16 protein-coding genes are annotated in these 18,747 nt (G+C 64.5%); 1 reads left to right on the top strand and 15 read right to left on the bottom strand.

Annotated features, from left to right (window positions below; translation table 11 throughout):
- Nucleotides 1-168: 168 nt before the first annotated feature.
- From rseP to KIP88_RS29890, 10 genes are all read right to left on the bottom strand, one after another.
- The gene (rseP, locus tag KIP88_RS29935; protein WP_214491723.1) at nucleotides 169-1,344 is read right to left on the bottom strand and encodes an RIP metalloprotease RseP; all 1,176 of its coding nucleotides are present in this window, start codon (nucleotides 1,342-1,344) and stop codon (nucleotides 169-171) included.
- Nucleotides 1,345-1,387: 43 nt separating this feature from the next.
- Complete coding sequence (dxr, locus tag KIP88_RS29930; protein ID WP_214491722.1) at nucleotides 1,388-2,611, bottom strand: 1-deoxy-D-xylulose-5-phosphate reductoisomerase; 1,224 nt, start codon at nucleotides 2,609-2,611, stop codon at nucleotides 1,388-1,390.
- Between the two features lie 4 nt (nucleotides 2,612-2,615).
- A complete protein-coding gene (locus tag KIP88_RS29925) occupies nucleotides 2,616-3,461 on the bottom strand; it encodes a phosphatidate cytidylyltransferase (protein ID WP_214491721.1) in 846 nt (281 codons plus the stop codon).
- Nucleotides 3,458-4,213, bottom strand: coding sequence for an isoprenyl transferase (locus KIP88_RS29920; protein WP_214491720.1), 756 nt, complete (start codon nucleotides 4,211-4,213; stop codon nucleotides 3,458-3,460). Before KIP88_RS29920 ends, KIP88_RS29925 begins: the two co-directional genes overlap by 4 nt.
- Before the next feature lie 41 nt (nucleotides 4,214-4,254).
- Nucleotides 4,255-4,818: a ribosome recycling factor gene (frr, locus tag KIP88_RS29915; protein ID WP_214491719.1), complete on the bottom strand. Its 564-nt coding sequence runs from the start codon at nucleotides 4,816-4,818 to the stop codon at nucleotides 4,255-4,257.
- Between the two features lie 71 nt (nucleotides 4,819-4,889).
- A complete protein-coding gene (pyrH, locus tag KIP88_RS29910; protein ID WP_214491718.1) occupies nucleotides 4,890-5,606 on the bottom strand; it encodes a UMP kinase in 717 nt (238 codons plus the stop codon).
- Nucleotides 5,607-5,677: 71 nt separating this feature from the next.
- Nucleotides 5,678-6,604, bottom strand: coding sequence for a translation elongation factor Ts (gene tsf, locus KIP88_RS29905; protein ID WP_214491717.1), 927 nt, complete (start codon nucleotides 6,602-6,604; stop codon nucleotides 5,678-5,680).
- A gap of 133 nt (nucleotides 6,605-6,737) precedes the next feature.
- Nucleotides 6,738-7,736 carry a 30S ribosomal protein S2 gene (locus tag KIP88_RS29900; protein WP_214491716.1) on the bottom strand — a complete coding sequence of 333 codons (999 nt, stop codon included), beginning with the start codon at nucleotides 7,734-7,736 and terminating at the stop codon, nucleotides 6,738-6,740.
- A 223-nt stretch (nucleotides 7,737-7,959) separates the two neighbouring features.
- Entirely contained in the window at nucleotides 7,960-10,344 is a 2,385-nt protein-coding gene (locus KIP88_RS29895; protein ID WP_214491715.1) for a caspase family protein, read from the bottom strand.
- A gap of 3 nt (nucleotides 10,345-10,347) precedes the next feature.
- Nucleotides 10,348-10,608: a hypothetical protein gene (locus KIP88_RS29890; protein ID WP_214491714.1), complete on the bottom strand. Its 261-nt coding sequence runs from the start codon at nucleotides 10,606-10,608 to the stop codon at nucleotides 10,348-10,350.
- Between KIP88_RS29890 and KIP88_RS29885 the strand changes: the two genes are divergently transcribed.
- Nucleotides 10,607-11,074 carry an aminoacyl-tRNA deacylase gene (locus tag KIP88_RS29885; protein ID WP_214491713.1) on the top strand — a complete coding sequence of 156 codons (468 nt, stop codon included), beginning with the start codon at nucleotides 10,607-10,609 and terminating at the stop codon, nucleotides 11,072-11,074. The genes KIP88_RS29890 and KIP88_RS29885 overlap by 2 nt on opposite strands.
- 123 nt (nucleotides 11,075-11,197) lie before the next feature.
- Here the strand turns inward: KIP88_RS29885 and KIP88_RS29880 are convergent, their stop codons facing one another.
- The 5 genes from KIP88_RS29880 to dnaE form a co-directional block, all read right to left on the bottom strand.
- Nucleotides 11,198-11,617 (bottom strand): CBS domain-containing protein, encoded by a 420-nt coding sequence (locus KIP88_RS29880; protein WP_214491712.1) that lies wholly within the window; start codon nucleotides 11,615-11,617, stop codon nucleotides 11,198-11,200.
- A gap of 394 nt (nucleotides 11,618-12,011) precedes the next feature.
- Entirely contained in the window at nucleotides 12,012-12,974 is a 963-nt protein-coding gene (locus KIP88_RS29875; protein ID WP_214491711.1) for an FHA domain-containing protein, read from the bottom strand.
- Entirely contained in the window at nucleotides 12,971-14,308 is a 1,338-nt protein-coding gene (locus KIP88_RS29870) for a S1C family serine protease (protein WP_374226526.1), read from the bottom strand. Before KIP88_RS29870 ends, KIP88_RS29875 begins: the two co-directional genes overlap by 4 nt.
- A 25-nt stretch (nucleotides 14,309-14,333) precedes the next feature.
- Nucleotides 14,334-14,825, bottom strand: a complete 492-nt coding sequence (locus KIP88_RS29865; protein WP_249791110.1) for a DUF2846 domain-containing protein — start codon at nucleotides 14,823-14,825, stop codon at nucleotides 14,334-14,336.
- A 132-nt stretch (nucleotides 14,826-14,957) separates the two neighbouring features.
- Nucleotides 14,958-18,467, bottom strand: a complete 3,510-nt coding sequence (gene dnaE, locus KIP88_RS29860) for a DNA polymerase III subunit alpha (RefSeq protein WP_214491709.1) — start codon at nucleotides 18,465-18,467, stop codon at nucleotides 14,958-14,960.
- Between the last annotated feature and the right edge of the window lie 280 nt (nucleotides 18,468-18,747).

The following is an 18,747-nucleotide window of genomic DNA, read 5'->3' as shown; positions in this document are numbered from 1 at the left end:
ACGCGCCCTCGTCATTGCAGTGACGGTCCGTACCCCTACGAACCGGCAGAATCCCAAAGTTGCACTGCTTGTAACCAATTTCGAGGGGGTGGCAAACCAGACATCGCGGTGCGATTCCATTTTCATTCCAAGACGTTGCCAATGGGCAACGTCACAAAAAAGCCGCTACTACGATCTCCCGAACAGCCCCTTCAGCCACGGCACCTGATGGAAATCGTTATAGAAAGCGAACACCATCAACATCAGCACCAAAACCAGCCCCACGCGGAACCCGTATTCCTGCGATTTTTCCGACAAGGGACGCCCCCGCAGCACCTCGGCCGCGTAGAACATAAGGTGACCGCCGTCGAGTAATGGCACCGGGAACAGGTTCAGCAGCCCGATCGAAATGGACAGCACCGCCGCCAGATGAAGCAGCGGAATGATCCCCAGCGTGGCGACCTGCCCCGAAATCTGCGCGATGCGAATCGGTCCGCCGATCTGGTCGGCACTCGCCCGGCCGGTGAAGATGTTGCCGATATAGGCCAGCGTCTGCTCGATGACGAACCAGGTTTCCTTGATTCCCAGCCAAAGCGCGCTCGCCGGATCGACCTTCTCTGTCGTCACCTCGCCCGGCGTGGTTGCGCGGGTGATGCCGAGAATCCCGAGCCGCTGCGTGTTCCCGAACGGATCCTTCACTTCGCGCAGTTCCGGCGTGCCCTTCAATTCCAGCGCGGAATCACCGCGCTTGACGGTGAAGGTCAGGGTGTCGCCGGCACGCACGCTGACGAAGCGCTGCATATCGGAGAAACTGCCGATCTTCTTGCCGTCGATGGCGGTGACGATGTCGCCAACCTGAAAGCCCGCCCGCTCGGCGGCGCTGCTGGCTTCGATCTTGTCGACGCGCGCCGTCGTGCTCGGCTTGCCGAAGAAGGTGAAGAGACAGGTGAAGATGACGATCGCCAGAATGAAATTCGCGATCGGACCGGCGGCAACGATGGCCGCACGCGCGCCGACTTTCTTGTGATGGAAGCTGCCCGCCCGCTCCTCCGCGCTCATGCTGGCGAGCGTTTCGGCCGAGGCCGGCGTCGAGGCTTCCGATTCGTCCCCGAAGAACTTCACATAGCCGCCGAGCGGGATCGCGGAGACCTTCCAGCGCGTGCCATGGCGATCGTTGAAGCCGACGAGTTCCGGCCCGAAGCCGAGCGAGAACGTCAACACCTTCACGCCCGCCCACCGGGCGACCAGGAAGTGGCCGAGTTCATGGAAGAACACGACGATGGTCAGGACGAACAAAAAGGGGATGATGTAGCCGACGAGCCCATGGCCCAACGTGCTGAAACTACTTAGAAAAAACTCTGACATCAGGTTCCCCTCGACAAGAGCCAATGGCTCCGTCCCCAACCCTCTAGGATGCCTTTAAGGCAATTTGAGGCAATAGGGAGGCGGCTCGATTTCGCGCGTTATGGTCAACGGAAATCGCGTCGTCGGCCGAGCTCAAAGGCGCAAGGTTCCCGGCGCGAATCCAGTCGTTGATGGTGGCTTCGACGAGGCGCGCGATCGAACCGAACTTGATCTGTCCGGCAATGAACGCCGCCACCGCCACCTCATTGGCAGCGTTGAATACCGTGGTCGCACCACGGCCCGTACGTAAGGCCTCGTAGGCCAGCCGCAAGCCCGGAAACCGCTCGAAATCGGGTGCCTCGAAGGTCAGCTGTCCGATTTTTGCGAGATCCAGCCTGGCCGAGGGGCCAACGATTCGGTCGGGCCATCCGAGGCAATGCGCAATCGGAATGCGCATGTCGGGCGCGCCGAGTTGCGCAACCACAGAGCGATCGGAGAATTCGACCATGCCGTGGATGATCGACTGCGGATGCACGAGAACGTCGATTTCGTCGGCGGAGAGCGCGAAGAGATAGGAGGCCTCGATGACTTCGAGGCCCTTGTTCATCATCGAAGCCGAATCGATGGTGATCTTCTGGCCCATGCTCCAGTTCGGATGTTTTAGCGCCTGCGCCAGCGTCGCCTGCTCGATGTCGGTAGCGGCCCAGGTGCGGAACGGCCCGCCGGATGCGGTGATGATCACGCGCACCAGTTCCTCGCGATTGCCGGAGGAAAGCGCCTGAAACAATGCGTTGTGTTCGGAATCGGCCGGCAGAATGCAGGCCCCTGCTTTCGCCGCGCGCTGCATGAAGAAATCGCCGGCGCAGACCAAACATTCCTTGTTGGCGAGCGCGACCGTCGCGCCGCGGTCGACCGCGGCCAGCGCGGGCTTCAACCCGGCCGCACCGCTCACCGCCGCCATCACCCAGTCGGCGGGACGCGCCGCGGCCTCGATGATGGCGCTTTCGCCGGCACCACATTCGATGCCCGTGCCGGCCAGGGCGTCCTTCAGTTCGCCAAGCCGCGCCGGGTCGGCGATCGCAGCGAATCGCGCGCCGAATTCCTTGGCGAGTTTGGCCAGTGCTTCGACGTTGGAATTTGCGGTCAGCGCCTCGACAGAATAGCGATCGCGCGCGCCGCGCAGCAAATCCATGGTGCTGTCGCCGATCGAACCGGTGGCGCCCAGCACCGTTACGGTGCGCGCATCCGCTACCGCGGCCTTGTTGTTACGCAATGGAACTGCGCTCATCGTTTCACCAAACCATAAGAGCGCGGCCGACGCCATCAGCGCCACCCCGCAGAAAACCGAAAAGTGCCGCCACGACGACGGCTGCGACAAATCCGTCCAGACGGTCCATTAGCCCGCCGTGGCCGGGAATAATGTGACTTGAGTCCTTTACGCCAAAACGCCGCTTCACGGCGGATTCGAAGAGGTCGCCGAGCTGGGACACGACCGACAGAGCCCCGGAAAGCATCAATAACGGCCCGATTCGGCCCAGGTCGAACGCGGCAAACCCGACCGCCACAGCCAGGCTGGCGGCAAACCCGCCGGCGGCGCCCGCCCAGGTCTTTTTCGGGCTGACGCGCGGCCATAGTTTCGGGCCGCCAATACCGCGACCCGCGAAATAGCCGCCGCTATCGGTCACCCATACGATCAGCAGCACGAACATCAGCGCGGCGAATCCCTTTACGGGATCGAGACGCACCAGCACCGAGGCGATCTCGGCCGCCGCCGCGTACAAGAATCCCGCCGCCGCCCAACCCCGCCGCTCCGGCGCGATCGATGCGACTGCAACGAGGCCGACGCCGAGCACGATCAGCGCAGCATCGAGCCGGCCAACCGCAAAACAAAGCCCGGCGACCGCAAGCGCGGCCACACCCGGCACCGTCACGCGAGTAGCACCGGCGAGACCCACGATCGCGAGCCATTCCACGAACAGGCCGACGGCAGCCAGCGTCACCAGCGCGGTCCAGAGCCAGCCGCCCGCATAGGCGATCGCGACTGCGAGCGGGATCAGCACGGCGGCTACGGCGATGCGCATGACGAGATTGCGCGAATCAGTGCTCGCTGCCGCCGGCGCGGCCTCGCGTTCGGTCACGATCCGGTTTTCGCGGCCAGACCGCCGAAACGGCGTTCCCGTCTGGCATATTCGGCAATGGCGCTTTCGAGCGCGGCCTTGTCGAAATCCGGCCAGTGGATCGGCACGAAAACGAGTTCGCTATAGGCCGCCTGCCACATCAGGAAGTTCGACAGCCGCTGCTCGCCGCTGGTGCGGATGATCAGGTCGGGATCGGGAATTTCGGGTGCATCGAGATATTGGCCGAGCGCATCGGCGTCGATCGATGCCGGGTCGCGCTTGCCCTCCGCCACTTCGCGCGCCAGCCGCTGGGCGGCGCCGGCAATTTCCTGGCGCGATCCGTAATTGAACGCGACCACGAGATTGAGCTTGGTGTTGGCCCTGGTCAGTTCCTCGGCCTCGTTGAGCAGCGTGCAGATATCGGGCTCAAGCCCTTCCCGCTCCCCGATCACGCGCACGCGCACGCCGTCGCTATGCAGCGTCGCTAGATCGTTGCGGATGAAGCGGCGGAGCAGTCCGAACAGATCGCCGATTTCGGTCGCCGGCCGCGACCAGTTCTCCGAGCTGAACGAAAAGATCGTCAGATAGAGCACGCCGAGTTCATGGGCGGCGCGAACGACGCGACGCAGCGCCTCGACGCCGCGGCGATGGCCTTCGGCACGCGGCAAGCCGCGCGCTGCCGCCCAGCGCCCGTTTCCGTCCATGATGATCGCCACATGCAACGGGACGGATCGATCTGATCCTTCCGGTGCGGGGGCGGCGGCGTTCGGCATTATCTGAATTCCAGACCAATCTCGATTCTTCAACGTTGCCGTCAAACGGTGAGGATTTCCTTTTCCTTCGCCGCAAGCAACTGATCGATTTCCGCAATCATTCCGTCGGTCGCCTTTTGCACGTCGTTGGCGAGCCGTTCCTGATCGTCTTCGGAAATCTCGTGATTCTTCTCGAGCTTCTTGACGATATCCAGTCCGTCGCGACGGACGTGGCGGACGGCGACCTTGGCGGCTTCGGCGTATTTGTGCGCGACTTTCACCAGTTCCTTGCGCCGCTCCTCGTTGAGCTCGGGAATCCGCAGGCGCAGCACCTGCCCTTCGGTCGCGGGCGAGAGGCCGAGGTTGGAATCGACGATCGCCTTTTCGACCGCCTTCACCATGGACTTGTCCCACACCTGCACGGAGAGGAGGCGCGGCTCGGGCACGCTGACGGTCGCGAGCTGGTTGAGGGGCATGTGCGAGCCGTAAGCCTCGACCTGCACCGGCTCCAGCATGGACGCCGCCGCGCGGCCGGTCCGCAAGCCGCCCAGCTCGTGCTTGAGCGACTGGGTGGCGCCTTGCATGCGGCGCTTCAATTCGTTGATGTCAAAACCGGGCGTGGGCATAACACTCTCCCCTCCTTAGAAACCAGCCGCCGGCATCTTAAAGCCCGCGGTTCGAAGCAGCTCTGGCCATTTCAGCCGGCAACCACCGTGCCATGGCCGGCCCCGCGCAGGATCGCGCCGATCGAACCCGGCTCGGCGATCGAGAATACGATGATAGGCAGTGACGTCTCGCGGGCAAGCGCGAATGCGGTCGCATCCATCACCTTGTAGTCGCCAGCAATCGCCTGCGAATGCGTCAGGCGGTCAAAACGCTTGGCCGACGGGTCCTTTTTGGGGTCGGCGCTGTAAACGCCATCAACATTGGTGGCCTTGAGCACGGCCTGCGCCCCGATCTCGGCCGCCCGCAGCACCGCGGTGGTATCGGTCGTAAAGAACGGATTGCCGGTTCCGCCGCCAAGCAAGACGATTCGGCCCTCGGAAAGGTATTTGTGCGCTGCACTGCGGGTGAACAGCTCGGAAATCTCGGGCATCACGAACGCCGACAGGGTCCGCGCCGGCGTTCCCTTGCGCTCGATGGCCGCTTCCAGCGCCAGGCAGTTCATCATGGTGGCGAGCATGCCCATGGTGTCGCCGGTCGGGCGCGACACGCCGCGCGAGGAGACTTCGACGCCGCGGACGATGTTGCCGCCGCCGATCACGACGGCTACCTCGACGCCGAGCTTCTGGACTGCGATCAGGTCGTCGGCAATACGGTCAACGGTGGGCTGGTCGATACCGAAGTGGTGGCTGCCTGCGAGATACTCGCCCGAGAGCTTGATCACGACGCGACGATAGACCGGCTGAGCCATTGCTTATCGCTTCCTTATCCCGCGCAGGTGACTTCCGGCGCGATAGCGCCGGAAGACTATGACCGCAGCGGTTACTTCTTGCCGCTGGCCGCGGCGACCTCGGCTGCGAAATCGGATTCCTGCTTTTCGATTCCCTCGCCGAGAGCATAGCGCACAAATCCGGCAATCTTCACAGGCGCACCGATCTTGCCTTCGGCTTCCTTCACCGCTTGGGCTACCGACTTGCCCTTTTCGTCATGGATGAACGCCTGCTCCAGCAGGCAGACTTCCTTGTAATAGGTCTTAAGGCCGGACTCGACGATCTTCTCGATCACGTTCTCCGGCTTGCCCTGCTGGCGATACTTGTCGGCCAGCACGTCCTTTTCGCGCGTCACGATCGCCGGATCGAGACCGCTCGGGTCCAGCGCCTGCGGATTGGTCGCGGCCACATGCATGGCAAGCTGACGGCCGAGATGCACGAGTTCATCGGTCTTGCCGGATGATTCGAGCGCGACCAGCACGCCCATCTTGCCGGCGCCGTCGATCACAGCACCATGAACGTAGCTCGACACCACGCCCTGGCCGACTTCGAGCGAAGCCGCACGGCGCAGCGACATGTTCTCGCCGATGGTCGCGATCGCGTCCGAAATCGCGGTCTCGACGGTGACGCTGCCGACCTTGGCCGCCTTGATCGTCTCGACGTCGGCGCCGTTGTGAAGCGCGACCTGGGCGATCATCTTGACGAGGCCCTGGAACTGCTCGTTGCGCGCAACGAAATCGGTCTCCGAGTTGACTTCGACCACGACGCCCTTGGCGCCCGACGTGACCGCGCCGATCAGGCCTTCCGCCGCGACGCGGCCGGCCTTCTTGGCGGCCTTCGACAGGCCCTTCTTGCGCAGCCAATCCTGCGCGGCCGTCATGTCACCCGAGGTTTCGGTGAGCGCTGCCTTGCAGTCCATCATGCCTGCGCCGGTCGACTCGCGCAGTTCCTTGACCATCGCCGCAGTGATCGTTGCCATCGTCGATATCCTTCTTGCCTGTTAGCCGCGGGCGCAGCGCACACTTTGCGCCGGGCCGCCGTTAGCTCCAGGGAATGCCGTAATCTGGGGAGCAAAACCGGTGGCCGGAAGACCCGGCCACGCGGCGTACTAATTATTCCGCTTCCGCGATCAGCGTCTTGGCCTGGGCAACCCAGGCATCGGCGCGGCTCGGAAGACCAACCTCTTCACCGATCTTGTGCGCAGTATCGTGGTCAAGCTCGGCGAGCTGCCAGTAGTGGAAGATGCCAAGGTCGTTGAGCTTCTTCTCGATCGCACCCGACACGCCGGTGAGCTTCTTGAGGTTGTCGGCGGTGCCGCGCGGACCGGCCAGACCCTGGAAGCCGGTCGGCTGGGGAGCTGCCGGAATTTCCTCGCGGGCCGGCTGAGCGGAGGCGCCGATGTCGATGCCGTGGTCGCCCTGGGCGCGCGCGATGCCGTCGATGGCGGCGCGGGCAATCAGGTCGCAATACAGCGAAATGGCGCGGCCGGCGTCGTCATTGCCCGGCACCACGAAGGTGATGCCCTTGGGATCGGAATTGGTGTCGACGATCGCCGCAACGGGAATGTTGAGCCGCTGCGCTTCCTGGATCGCGATGTCTTCCTTGTTGGTGTCGATCACGAAGATCATGTCGGGAAGACCGCCCATGTCCTTGATGCCGCCGAGCGAGCGGTCGAGCTTGTCGCGCTCGCGCTGCAGCGTCAGCCGCTCCTTCTTGGTGTAGGAGCTGGCCTCGCCGGACGACAGCACTTCGTCGAGATGACGCAGGCGCTTGATCGAACCCGAGATCGTCTTCCAGTTGGTCAGCGTGCCGCCGAGCCAGCGCGAATTGACGAAATACTGCGCCGAGCGCTTGGCCGCTTCGGCAACGCCGTCCTGCGCCTGGCGCTTGGTGCCGACGAACAGAATGCGGCCGCCCTTGGCGACGGTGTCGGATACCGCCTGCAGCGCGCGATGCAGCATCGGCACGGTTTGGGCGAGATCGATGATGTGGATGTTGTTGCGGGCACCGAAAATGAACTCCGCCATTTTCGGATTCCAGCGGTGCGATTGGTGGCCAAAGTGCACGCCAGCTTCAAGCAACTGACGCATAGAAAAATCGGGTAGCGACATAGTGATGATTCTCCGGTTGGTTCCTCCGGAAACGTGTGAGCAAACGAGCCTTATGGCCCGGCTGCCACCGGACGGCCTTTTGAGCCATGTTTCCGTGTGAGATGGCGCGGTGTATAGCCGGATTCCAGCCAGAAGCAAGGAAATAAGGCCGGATTTTCGGCCTTCCGGCCCCGCGATTTGGGGCGGCCGCCGGCCAAATCCCGGGGATCTGGCCGGTTAACAATCAGCATCGGGCACCCGGCGGACACCCCCTGGCCGCAGCCGCTGGAGGCGCAGCACGCGGCGGGGGCGCAGCCATCCGGGGCGGTGGCGGTGCCGCCATACGCGGGGGTGGTGGGGGTGGAGCGGCCATCCTTGGTGGAGGCGACGGCGCGGCCATCCGCGGCGGTGGTGGGGGTGGCGCGGCCATCCTTGGCGGAGGCGACGGCGCGGCCATCCGCGGCGGTGGCGGGGCGGCCATCCGCGGCGGTGGCGGAGCAGCCATCCGTGGCGGTGGAGCCGGAGCGACGCGGGCGGCCGGCGGCGGGGCCCGCCGCAGTTCAGGCTGCAATTGAGGTTTCGGGGCAATCGCAGCTGCGGGCTTTGGCGGTGCGGCGGCGCTGGGTGGCGGTGCTACGACTCTCGCCGGACCGGAGACGCCCGGTCTCGGCTGGCCAACGGGCGCTGCGGGAGCAGTCGCCCCGATAGCGGGCCTGGAGCCGGGAGCGGCGCCGGGCGTAGTCGGAGCCGCAGACCCTGGACGCGTTGCGCCCGGTGCCAGCCTTGCGTTCGGATTGACCGCACCTGGCGAAACCGCAGCGCTCGGGGGCTGGGGTGGCGCGCCTCTGGCGCCCGGAACCGGCAGCGCGTTGGTCCTTGGCAAAGGCTGGGTCGAAGGCAGCGCGCCCGGTGCGTTCACCGGCTGCGTCGCGTTCGGCCTTCCGGTCTGCCCAACCGGAGCGCCGGGCAAACCAGTCCTCACGGCGGGATTGATCGTGGCGCTCGGCGGTACCGGCGCCTTGCCCTGCTGGATCAGCGTGGCCCTTTGCGCCACCGCAGGCGGCAGTGTCGGCGTGGCGCCGCCACCCTGCCCCGGCGCAACCGTTGCGGCCGGGGACCCGGGGCGTCCGATAGCATTGGCGTCACGTCCAGCACCAGGTCTGTCCGCGGGCGACGCCGGCTGCGGCCGTCTGTTGATGACGTTGTTGATGACGGCCCTGTTGTGGATATTGGCATAGATGATGTTGTTCGGCGGTGGCGCGATATAGCGCGGGGGCCTGATATAGACCGGTATCGGCACAAAGATCGGCTGCGGCAGGATGAACAGCCCGATCGGCGGCGGCGGTGGCTCCAATATCACGAAATCATCCGGCGGTGGTGGCAGGTAGTAGACCGGTGGCGGTGGCGGCGGGAGAAAATCGAACTCGGGATCGCCGAAGGCCAACACCGGTCGATCGACATAGATGAACTCTTCCGGCGGCGGCGGCGGCACGTCGTAATCGATCACGTCAAAGGTTGGCGGCGGCTCGAGCGCCGCAGTGAGAATGGCAAGCCGGCGGCGCGCGTCGGCGGCATGAGGCCCGCGCGGGTAGCGTTGCAGATACGACCAATAGGCGTTCGGGGTATCGGCGCGGTAGGTGCGCCGCCAGGTGATCGCTTCGCGGCGCGCGGCCGCGATCGCCCTCACCCGCTTCGCCATGGGATCGTCGGGGTAGGCAGCGAGAAAATCCTCGTAGGCCGGCAGCGTGTCGCGCTCCAGTGCTGCGGCATAGGCGTCCTGCACGCCGAGATCGCGGATCGGCTTGCTGCGGATGGCGGCGACCTGATCCGGCGGCGCCGCGGCGGGCGCATCCGGTGCGCGCTCGAAGAACGTGAAGGCCGCGTCGACCTTCTGGCTGTCCCAGGGCACCTGCGCGCCCTTGCTCGCTTCGTTGACGCGAAGCCGTACGCGATTGAAGACCTCCGGCAGCGGCAATCCGCCGGTCCGGATCATCTCGGCCAGCGACTGGGCGTAGATGCCGTACGGTCCCTGCTCGGCCGGCGCGACCGTTCCGGGCGCCGCGTTGAACGCGATCAGCATGTGCGGGTCCGCCTCGACCAAAGCGAGACCGCTTGCGATCTGCCCGTTGACGAAGGGCTGCTGGCGCGCGGCGTCCAGCACGACGATCCCGGCCTTCAGCGGCAGCGAGGCGAGCTGACGGATGTAGTCGCCGGTCCGCAGCGCCTCGATCGGAACATCGGTATCGCGGTTGATCGCGGAATCGACCGGCACGAAATAGTTCTCGCCCGCCAATTGCAGCCCGTAACCGGCCAGATAGACCATCGCGACCGTGTCCGGCCCCGAGCTTTCGGCCTTCTGGATGAAGTCGCGAAAACTCTTGCGCAGCGTGTCGCCGTCGAGATCGCGCGCGCCGATCACGTCGAAGCCGGCCGCCTGCAAGGTCTGCGCGATCAGGCCGGCATCGTTGGCCGCCGTCGCCAGCGGCGATTTCGCATAGGCGGCATTGCCGACCACCAGCGCAATACGCTTTTCCGGCTGCTGCGCGGCGGCGGTGTCCAAATGTCCCGCCAGTCCCGATATCGCGACCAGACATACCGAAAGAATCGACAAATTCCTCGTCAGCCGCATCTCTCACTCCCCATCGCCCGGAACGACCCACCCCATGGAGCGCGCATCGAGCTGAACGTTTCTTGAACGAATGCTCTGCCAGCAAGGTATGGCGAAAATCGCATCGGGACAGGTGCCGCCACCCGGTTCCGGCACCGAATCCGGATTGTCGCGACCTTCCGGCGGGCGTATCCTTTCGCCCAGATCGTGTTCGCCCGCATCGTGAGGCGACTGCGCGAGTTCCTCCCGGTGTGCGAATTGCCCATTCAATGGAGGAGCCGCCATGACCGTTTCCCCGACCCTGCAGAAATACCTGGATCAGAGCGTCACCTACGACCTGATCCCTCATGCCCCCACGATGTCATCGACGCGCACGGCCGAGGCTTGCCACGTGCCGGGCGAGGCGCTGGCCAAGGCCGTCGTGCTGCGCCGTGACGGCGGTTACATGATGGCCGTTCTTCCGGCCTCCCGTCACCTGCATCTGTCGGCCCTGAAAAGTCAGCTCGGCCACAAGGTCGACCTGGCGAGCGAGGACGAAATCGCACGGCTGTTCGAGGACTGCGACCGCGGGGCCGTACCGCCGCTCGGCGAATGCTACGGGCTGGACGTCATCATCGACGACAGCATCGATGCGCGGCGGCACGTCTACATGGAAAGCGGCGATCACACCACGCTGATCCGCATGGAAGGCGAGCAGTTCGCAAGATTGACGGCGAAGGCCTGGCGCGGCCACTTCAGCACGCACGATTGAGGCCGCTCGTTCCGCCGGCTGCGCCGCTGCGGTCGCGCGACTTCAAGCAGGACGCCCCGCACCCGTTCGCGGTCGAACGGGCGCGAGCCGTTTGGGACGATTCGATCGCAACACGCCGCCGCTTCAGTGATGGGCCGCAACGCTCTTCACGTACCCGGACATCAAATCATTGGGCGCGAACTGGCTGATGTCGCCCAGGCTGATCATGCCGACCATCCGCTTGTTCTTGTTGATCACCGGCAACCTGCGGACTTTCAGCGTCTCCATGTGATGCACCGCTTTCGCAAGATCATCGTCCTCGCGGCAGCAATGAATGCCTTCGGTCATCACGTCGCGCGCCTTGGCGCGGCTGGCATCGAAACCGTTGCCGGCAAGTCCTTTGCAGACAATGTCGCGATCGGTCACCATCCCGATCAGCTGATCGTCCTCCCCGATCGGAATGCAGCCGATATCATGTGCGCGCATCAGTTTGGCGATTTCGGCGACGGGCGTGTCGGGGCTGACCCAGTCGACGCCCTTGTGCATCGCGTCTTTTACTTTCATGGCGGATCTCCGTTGCTGCGAATTCAGGTGGTATTCACGTGATGCAGAACAGTTCCCCCTCGGTTCGACTATACGCCGGATCACGCGGGACGGCATCGCAAAAGGCATGACAAGTTCTTGAAATTTGCGATGGCGTCGTTGTGCGGCGGGGTGAGCGACGCGCGCACAACGCGCTTCAGGCTATTAGCGCTGGCCTGCGGAAATCATGTTGCTGATGCTGACATAACCTGACAGCAGGCCATGATAACCTCGTCCCGCTTGGTAGCGGGGCGGATTAATGTCGCGCGCGCAGCGCCTGCTCGATCTCATTCAGCTTTTGCGGGGCCATCGCCTGCGCGTGTTCGTTCCGGCAGCGGCATGAGCCGTAACGGAGTGGCTATTGGCGGCCGAATGTTTATCGGCCCGCCTTCCCGGCCGCCGCCTTGCCGCGATCGGCATCGAGCCTGGCCTTCAACCCGGCGATGTCACGGAAGAAATTATCCTCCTGCTTGACCGGCACCACGCGAAGCGCCGGCGGCATCAACAGGCGGGTGGTGTTCTGCCTGCCGAAATCGGAAAAGGCTTCCGACTGCTGCAGCGTCTGCGCCGCAATCGCGGTCGCCAGCACCGTGGTCACGATCGCTCCCTTCAACCAGAGCCGCGCCGGGCCAATCTCCCGCAGATGCAGGAAGCAGATTGCCGCAAGGACAGTCCAGGCGGCCGCGTACTGATAAATGATGCCCGAAGGCCAGTTGATGGCGAACGCGCAATAGCGCGCGAATTCGTTGTAGACGGTCAGCGCCAGTATGCCGGCAAGCGCAATCAGCAGATTGCGCAAGAAGCGCGATCGGCCGGAAAAGATGCGCGATAACAGCGCCCACAGCCCTGTCCAAACCAATAGGGCGCCGATGATCCCCAGCAGCGCCGTCAAATAGGACGAGGCACGCGGCTCGGAAGTCTGACCGAGCCAGATGGTAAGCGCCGACAGCCCCAGGACAGTGGCGGCGAGCCCGGCAGCCAATGCGACCGGCAACGCAGGCCGATCGGATGGCGCAAGCCGCTCGGGATCGATCGCGTAGTTCGCCTCGCGGATACGCACTAGCGTCTGTCCGATCCGGATCAGTTGCTTGCCGTCGATCGCAAAGCGCGATTGCCTCGTGCGCACGCCGTCAATGAACGTGCCATTGGCGCTTCCCGTGTCCTCGGTGATCCATTGCCCGGCCTCGTCGCGAAAAATGCGCAGATGGTTTGCGGCAACATAGGGATCATCGACGATGACGTCGTTGTCGTAGCCGCGGCCGATCCGCGCTTCCGAAGCGGCGATACGGAAACGCGCGGTGACCTCGCGATGGCGCGACAGAATTTCGACCCAGATCATCGCGTCACTTGCACAGCTTCGAGGAACCGTTTGCCGAGCGCAATCGCATCCTCATAACCGATCGCCGGCATGTTGAGGCGCGACACCAGCGCCTCGCGACCGTCATCCTGGCTGACGGCAACCAGGACAACGTTATAGAGCCCGTCGAACTCGCGGTAGGCCTGCGCGCACCAGATGGCGCGGAGCGGCGGGTGGGCCGGCGTGACGGCGGCGCTGACGAAGTCCTCATGGCAGCGCTCCGGCGTGTACCATTTGCGGAACGGCCCACCGCCGACGACCCGCGGCTGGCTGAGGTTGGTCAGCAGCGACGCGAGCTGGAATTGATTGAGATCGATCGACTTCACGTAGGAATGGTTGATCTGGATCGAGCCGGTGTTGAGATCGGAGGCGACGTATAGGCCGGTGTCGCTGGTGCAGGTCGTCGAGTTGATGCTCGCGCGCGGCTTGGGCGTCGCATCCGCATTGGTCTGCGCCCAGCAATTGAACCACGATGCCGACGTCTCCGGCGCGCGGTACGGCCCGAGCGAGGCAGGACGGAAGCCCTGATCGGCAAAGGATTTGTAGAGCGAGGACTGCCACGCGGCGAGCTGGCGCCCGATCTCGCCACGCAGTTCGGAAGGCGCAGCAGCGCGGCCGCGCACGCGCTCAAGCAGCGCCTCGGCGAAACGCGCGGGCACGAGAAAGCTGACGAGCTGACCGCCGCGCCTTGTGGCGACGTTGACGCCGACGACGCGGCCGTCAGCCGTGACGGCGGGCCCGCCGCTCATGCCCGGATTGAGCGCGCCGGTGAAGTGGACGCGTTCGTTGTAGCTATGCTCGACCAGACCGTTATAGGTGCCTTCGACGATGGTGAAACCGAGGTCGAGCGGATTGCCCATCGAATAGAGCCGCTCGCCCTTGGGCATGGCGCCTTCCATCGCCGCCTTGTCGAAGGTGAAAAATGGCGCATCGCGTTTGTCGAGCTGGACGATCGCCAGATCGTTCGCCACGTCCACGCCGATCAGGCTGAGCTGGCCGTGGCTGCCGTCAGCGCCCCGGTATTCGAGCCGGTAAGTCTTCGGCTCCAGCGCCGCCTGCGAAATCACATGATAGTTCGTGACCGCAAGTCCGTCGGCGGAGACGAGGAAACCTGAGCCGATCGAGGTCTGCCGTCCGGCATCCGCGAGCAGCGTGCGGATTTGCAGCAGCCGCGGCGGCGCCGAGGCGTAAATGCCTTCCGCGGCAGACGATGGCGCACCGGGAGCGCACACTGCGCTTTGTACGAATGTTGCAAGCAACAGAGGCAGGAGAGACGTGCGCAACGCGCGGGCAATCAAGACAATCAAATCGTTCACCCCGCTCGCACCATTCGAACTGACGCTAATCCGCCAATTGCAGGTCCGCGAGCATCGTTCTCGCGGTCGGCTCGTCCAGCGGAACAAATTCGCCCGGTCCAAGATTATCGCTGCCGGACGTTGCGACAGCCGCAACCGCCACACCGGCCAGACCCCCGATTATTGACATCCCGGTCACCGCATCATGCCTTGCGCTGGACTTGACGAGAAAGAAATAGGTGCGGCCGGGCGCCGTGGTGAAATCGCGCTTGGTGTCGCCCGGAAACAGCGTTTCGCTCGCGACAAGCTGATGCGGACCTGCCGGGAGATCGGCATAGGCGTAGGTGCCGACTATCACCTTGCCCATCGGGCTGCCATCCACCTTCACGTCACAGGCACAAATGGCCATGGACAGCCCGTCGCGTTTTTGTTGGAGCACCACGACCCGGGACTGTCCCGGTTTCGGCGGACCGATCTTTTGCGATATCGCCGCATAGTCGCTTCCGACTTTGGCGGTCATACAGCCCGACAACAGCAACGCACCCGACAGCAACGCAATTCCACGCCCTAACATAACGCCCCCAACACCTGTCCCGGAACTGCATAGCCGGGAACATCGTCAGGTTGCAATAACACCTATGGCGTTTTCTGCGTGATCGTTGCTCGGGTACTACAGCGTCTGCACGTCCACCACGCCCGCAACCGCCTTGATCGCACCTGCGATTTGCGGCGAGACCTTGAAGCGGCCAGGCAGCTTCACTTCCACCTCGGTCTGCAGATCGAGCATGATGACGAGCGAGACGTCGCCATCGGCGCCGCCCGATGGCGCGGGCGCAGGCTTGGCCGGCAGGCCCTTTGCCGGACCGCCCGATGCGCCGGCTTCCGGCATGTTGAGCCGTCGCGCGATGGAATCCAGCGGCTTGGGGTCGCGAACGAAAATCCGCAGGCCTTTTTGGGTCTTGGCCGCGGCGTCGTCCAGCGGCTCGGCATGCAGCACCCGCGCGCGCACGTCCTCGCCCTGCAGTTCGGCGCCGAGTTGCAGCAACACGGCCGCGCCCGGCTCCAGCACGTCGCGGTATTGCGCAAGGCCTTCGGAAAACAGCACCGCCTCGAAATGGCCGGTCGGGTCTGACAGCCCCATGATGCCCATCTTGTTGCCGGTCTTGGTGCGCCGTTCCATGCGCGACACTACCGTGGCCGCGACCTTGCCCGCGGTCGCGCCGGTTTTGACGGCGCGCGAGAATTCCGCCCAGGACTGCACCCGCAGCCGCTTCAACACGGTGGCATAGTCGTCGAGCGGATGGCCGGACAGGAAAAACCCGACGGCATCGTATTCACGGCGGAGCTTTTCGGCCGGCAGCCAGGGTTCGATCTGCGGCAGCATGATCGTCGGCGCGTCGGCAGCGTTGCCGAACATGTCGTTCTGACCGATCGTTGCGGCCTCGTGGCTGCGCTGGCAGGCGGCGAGAATAGCATCGGCGCCGGCAAAGACGCGGGCGCGGTTTGAATCGAGCGTGTCGAAGGCGCCGGCGGCCGCGAGGCTTTCGATCACCCGCTTGTTGATCGCACGCGGATTGACCCGTGCCGCGAAGTCGGCGAGTGAGGTGAAGACGCCCTTGCGCCGCTCTTCGACGATTAACTCCACCGCCTGCGGACCGACACCCTTCAGCGCGGCCAGCGCATAGTAGATGGTGTTCTCGCCGACCTCGAAGGTGGCGGCCGAACGGTTGATGTTCGGCGCCTCCACCTTGATGCCGAGCCGCTGCGCCTCGGCGCGAAATTCCGAGAGCTTGTCGGTGTTGTTGAGTTCGAGCGTCATCGACGCCGCCAGGAACTCCACCGGGTAGTGCGCCTTCATATAGGCGGTGTGGTAGGACACCAGCGCGTAGGCGGCGGCGTGGCTCTTGTTGAAGCCGTAGTCGGCGAACTTGGCGAGCAGTTCGAAGATCGTGTCGGCCTGCCCCTTCGGCACGCCGTTCTTGACCGCGCCAGCAACGAAGATCGCGCGCTGCTTCTCCATCTCGGCGCGGATCTTCTTGCCCATCGCGCGGCGCAGCAGGTCGGCGTCGCCGAGCGAATAGCCCGACATCACCTGCGCGATCTGCATCACCTGTTCCTGGTAGATGATGACGCCGAAGGTCTCCTTCAGGATCGGCTCCAGCACCGGATGCAGATATTCCGGCTCCTCGTCGCCGTGCTTGCGCGCGCAATAGGTCGGGATGTTGGCCATCGGGCCCGGGCGATAGAGCGCCACCAGCGCGATGATGTCCTCGAAGCGGTCGGGGCGCATGTCGATCAGCGCGCGCCGCATGCCCTGGCTTTCCACCTGGAACACGCCGACCACATCGCCGCGCGCCAGCATCTGGTAACTCGGAGCATCGTCGATCGGCAGCGTCGGCAGATCGACGTGGATGTTGCGCTGCCTGAGCAGCTTCACCGCGACGTCGAGCACGGTCAGCGTCTTCAGGCCGAGGAAGTCGAACTTCACCAGCCCCGCCGGCTCGACCCATTTCATGTTGAACTGGGTCACCGGCATGTCGGATTTGGGATCGCGGTAGAGCGGCACCAGTTCGCTCAAGGGGCGATCGCCGATCACGATGCCGGCGGCGTGGGTCGAGGCGTGGCGCGTCAGGCCCTCGAGCCGCTGGGCGATGTCGAAGGCGCGCGCGACCACCGGGTCCTCGTCGCGGAACGCCTGCAGCTTCGGTTCGCCTTCGATCGCCTGCGCCAGCGTCACCGGCGCGGCGGGATTTTGCGGCACCAGTTTTGTCAGCTTGTCGACCTGCCCGTAGGGCATCTGCAGCACACGGCCGACGTCGCGCAGCACGCCCCGCGCCTGCAAGGTACCGAAGGTGATGATCTGCGCCACCTGATCGCGGCCGTAGCGCTGCTGCACGTAGTCGATCACCTCGCCGCGGCGGTCCTGGCAGAAGTCGATGTCGAAGTCCGGCATCGACACGCGTTCGGGATTGAGGAAGCGTTCGAACAGCAGGCCAAAGCGGATCGGATCGAGATCGGTGATGGTCAGCGAATAGGCGACCAGCGAACCGGCGCCGGAGCCGCGGCCGGGACCGACCGGAATGTCGTGGGCCTTGGCCCATTTGATGAAGTCCGACACGATCAGGAAGTAGCCCGCATAGTTCATGCGGTTGATCACGTCGATCTCGAAGGCGAGACGCTTTTGGTACTCCTCTTCCGTGGTGCCGGGCGACAGGCCGTGAACCTGCAGGCGCCTTGCGAGGCCCTCCCCGGCCTGGCGCTTCAGCTCCGCGGCCTCCTCAGCTTCTGCGTCAGAACCTGAGTCGGCGCCGACCGTGAAGCGCGGCAGGATCGGCTTTCGCGTCTTCGGGCGAAACGAACAGCGCTCCGCGATCTCGACCGTCGAGGCCAGCGCTTCGGGAATATCGGCGAAAAGCACCGCCATCTCGGCGCGGGTCTTGAAGCGGTGATCAGGCGTGAGCTGCTCGCGATCGGTCTCGGCGATCAACTTGCCGCCGGCGATGCACAACAGCGCGTCGTGGGCTTCGTAATCGTCATTCGCGGCGAAATATGGCTCGTTGGTCGCGACCAGCGGCAACCCTTTGGCATAGGCAAGGTCGATCAGGCCTGATTCGGCGCGGCGCTCCTTGTCGATGCCGTGGCGCTGCAATTCGACATAAAGGCGATCGCCGAATAGATTCGCCAGCCGGTCGCAACGCGCAGCCGCAAGTGCGGCGTGATCGGCATGCAGCGCCAGCGAGATCGGGCCGTCGGGACCGCCGGTCAGGGCGATCAAATCCTCGGCATCGCCTTCCAGCCATTCGAGCTTGATATGCGGGGATTGATGCACCGGCGTTTCCAGAAACGCCCGCGAGTTCAGCCGCATCAGACTTCGGTAGCCGCGCTCCCGCGCCGCCAGCAGCACGATTCGCGACGGCGCTGAGGCCAGCGCATTGCGCGCGTTCGGGTCCTGATCGCCGAAATCGACGGCGAGTTCGCAGCCGACGATCGGCTGGATGCCGTAGCCCGCCATCTTGTCGGAGAATTCCAGCGCCCCGAACATGTTGTCGGTGTCGGTCAGCGCCAGCGCGGGTTGGCGGTCGGCCTTCGCCAGTTCGCCGAGCTTGGCGATCTTGATCGAGCCCTTCAGCAGCGAATACGCCGAATGAACGTGGAGATGAACGAATCCGGCACTGGACATGGTCGCTTAACGGGCTCTTGCATCATGGTGGGGAGCGATCATCGGCCGCTGATGCGCGCCGACTCGCCGCTGCAATGGTGCTGCCTTGGCCTTCCCGAGTCCACGCGGAACGCGCGATGCTCGCCCGCCATCCGGCTTTTCCCCAGCCCGTCCGTAAGTCGGCCCTGGATCAGGTTTCCGCCCGGCCTCACAGCTGCGGAATCACCTGCGCCCAGACTGCGATCATCGCGACAAACAACGTAATCGACGCCAGCGCCGCCGCTTCTTCCACGAACATCCG

The sequence above is a fragment of the Bradyrhizobium sp. SRL28 genome (assembly GCF_018596315.1).
GTDB lineage: Bacteria > Pseudomonadota > Alphaproteobacteria > Rhizobiales > Xanthobacteraceae > Bradyrhizobium.
Note: the sequence above shows the minus strand (reverse complement) of the source record. Positions and strands in the feature narration are given on the sequence as shown.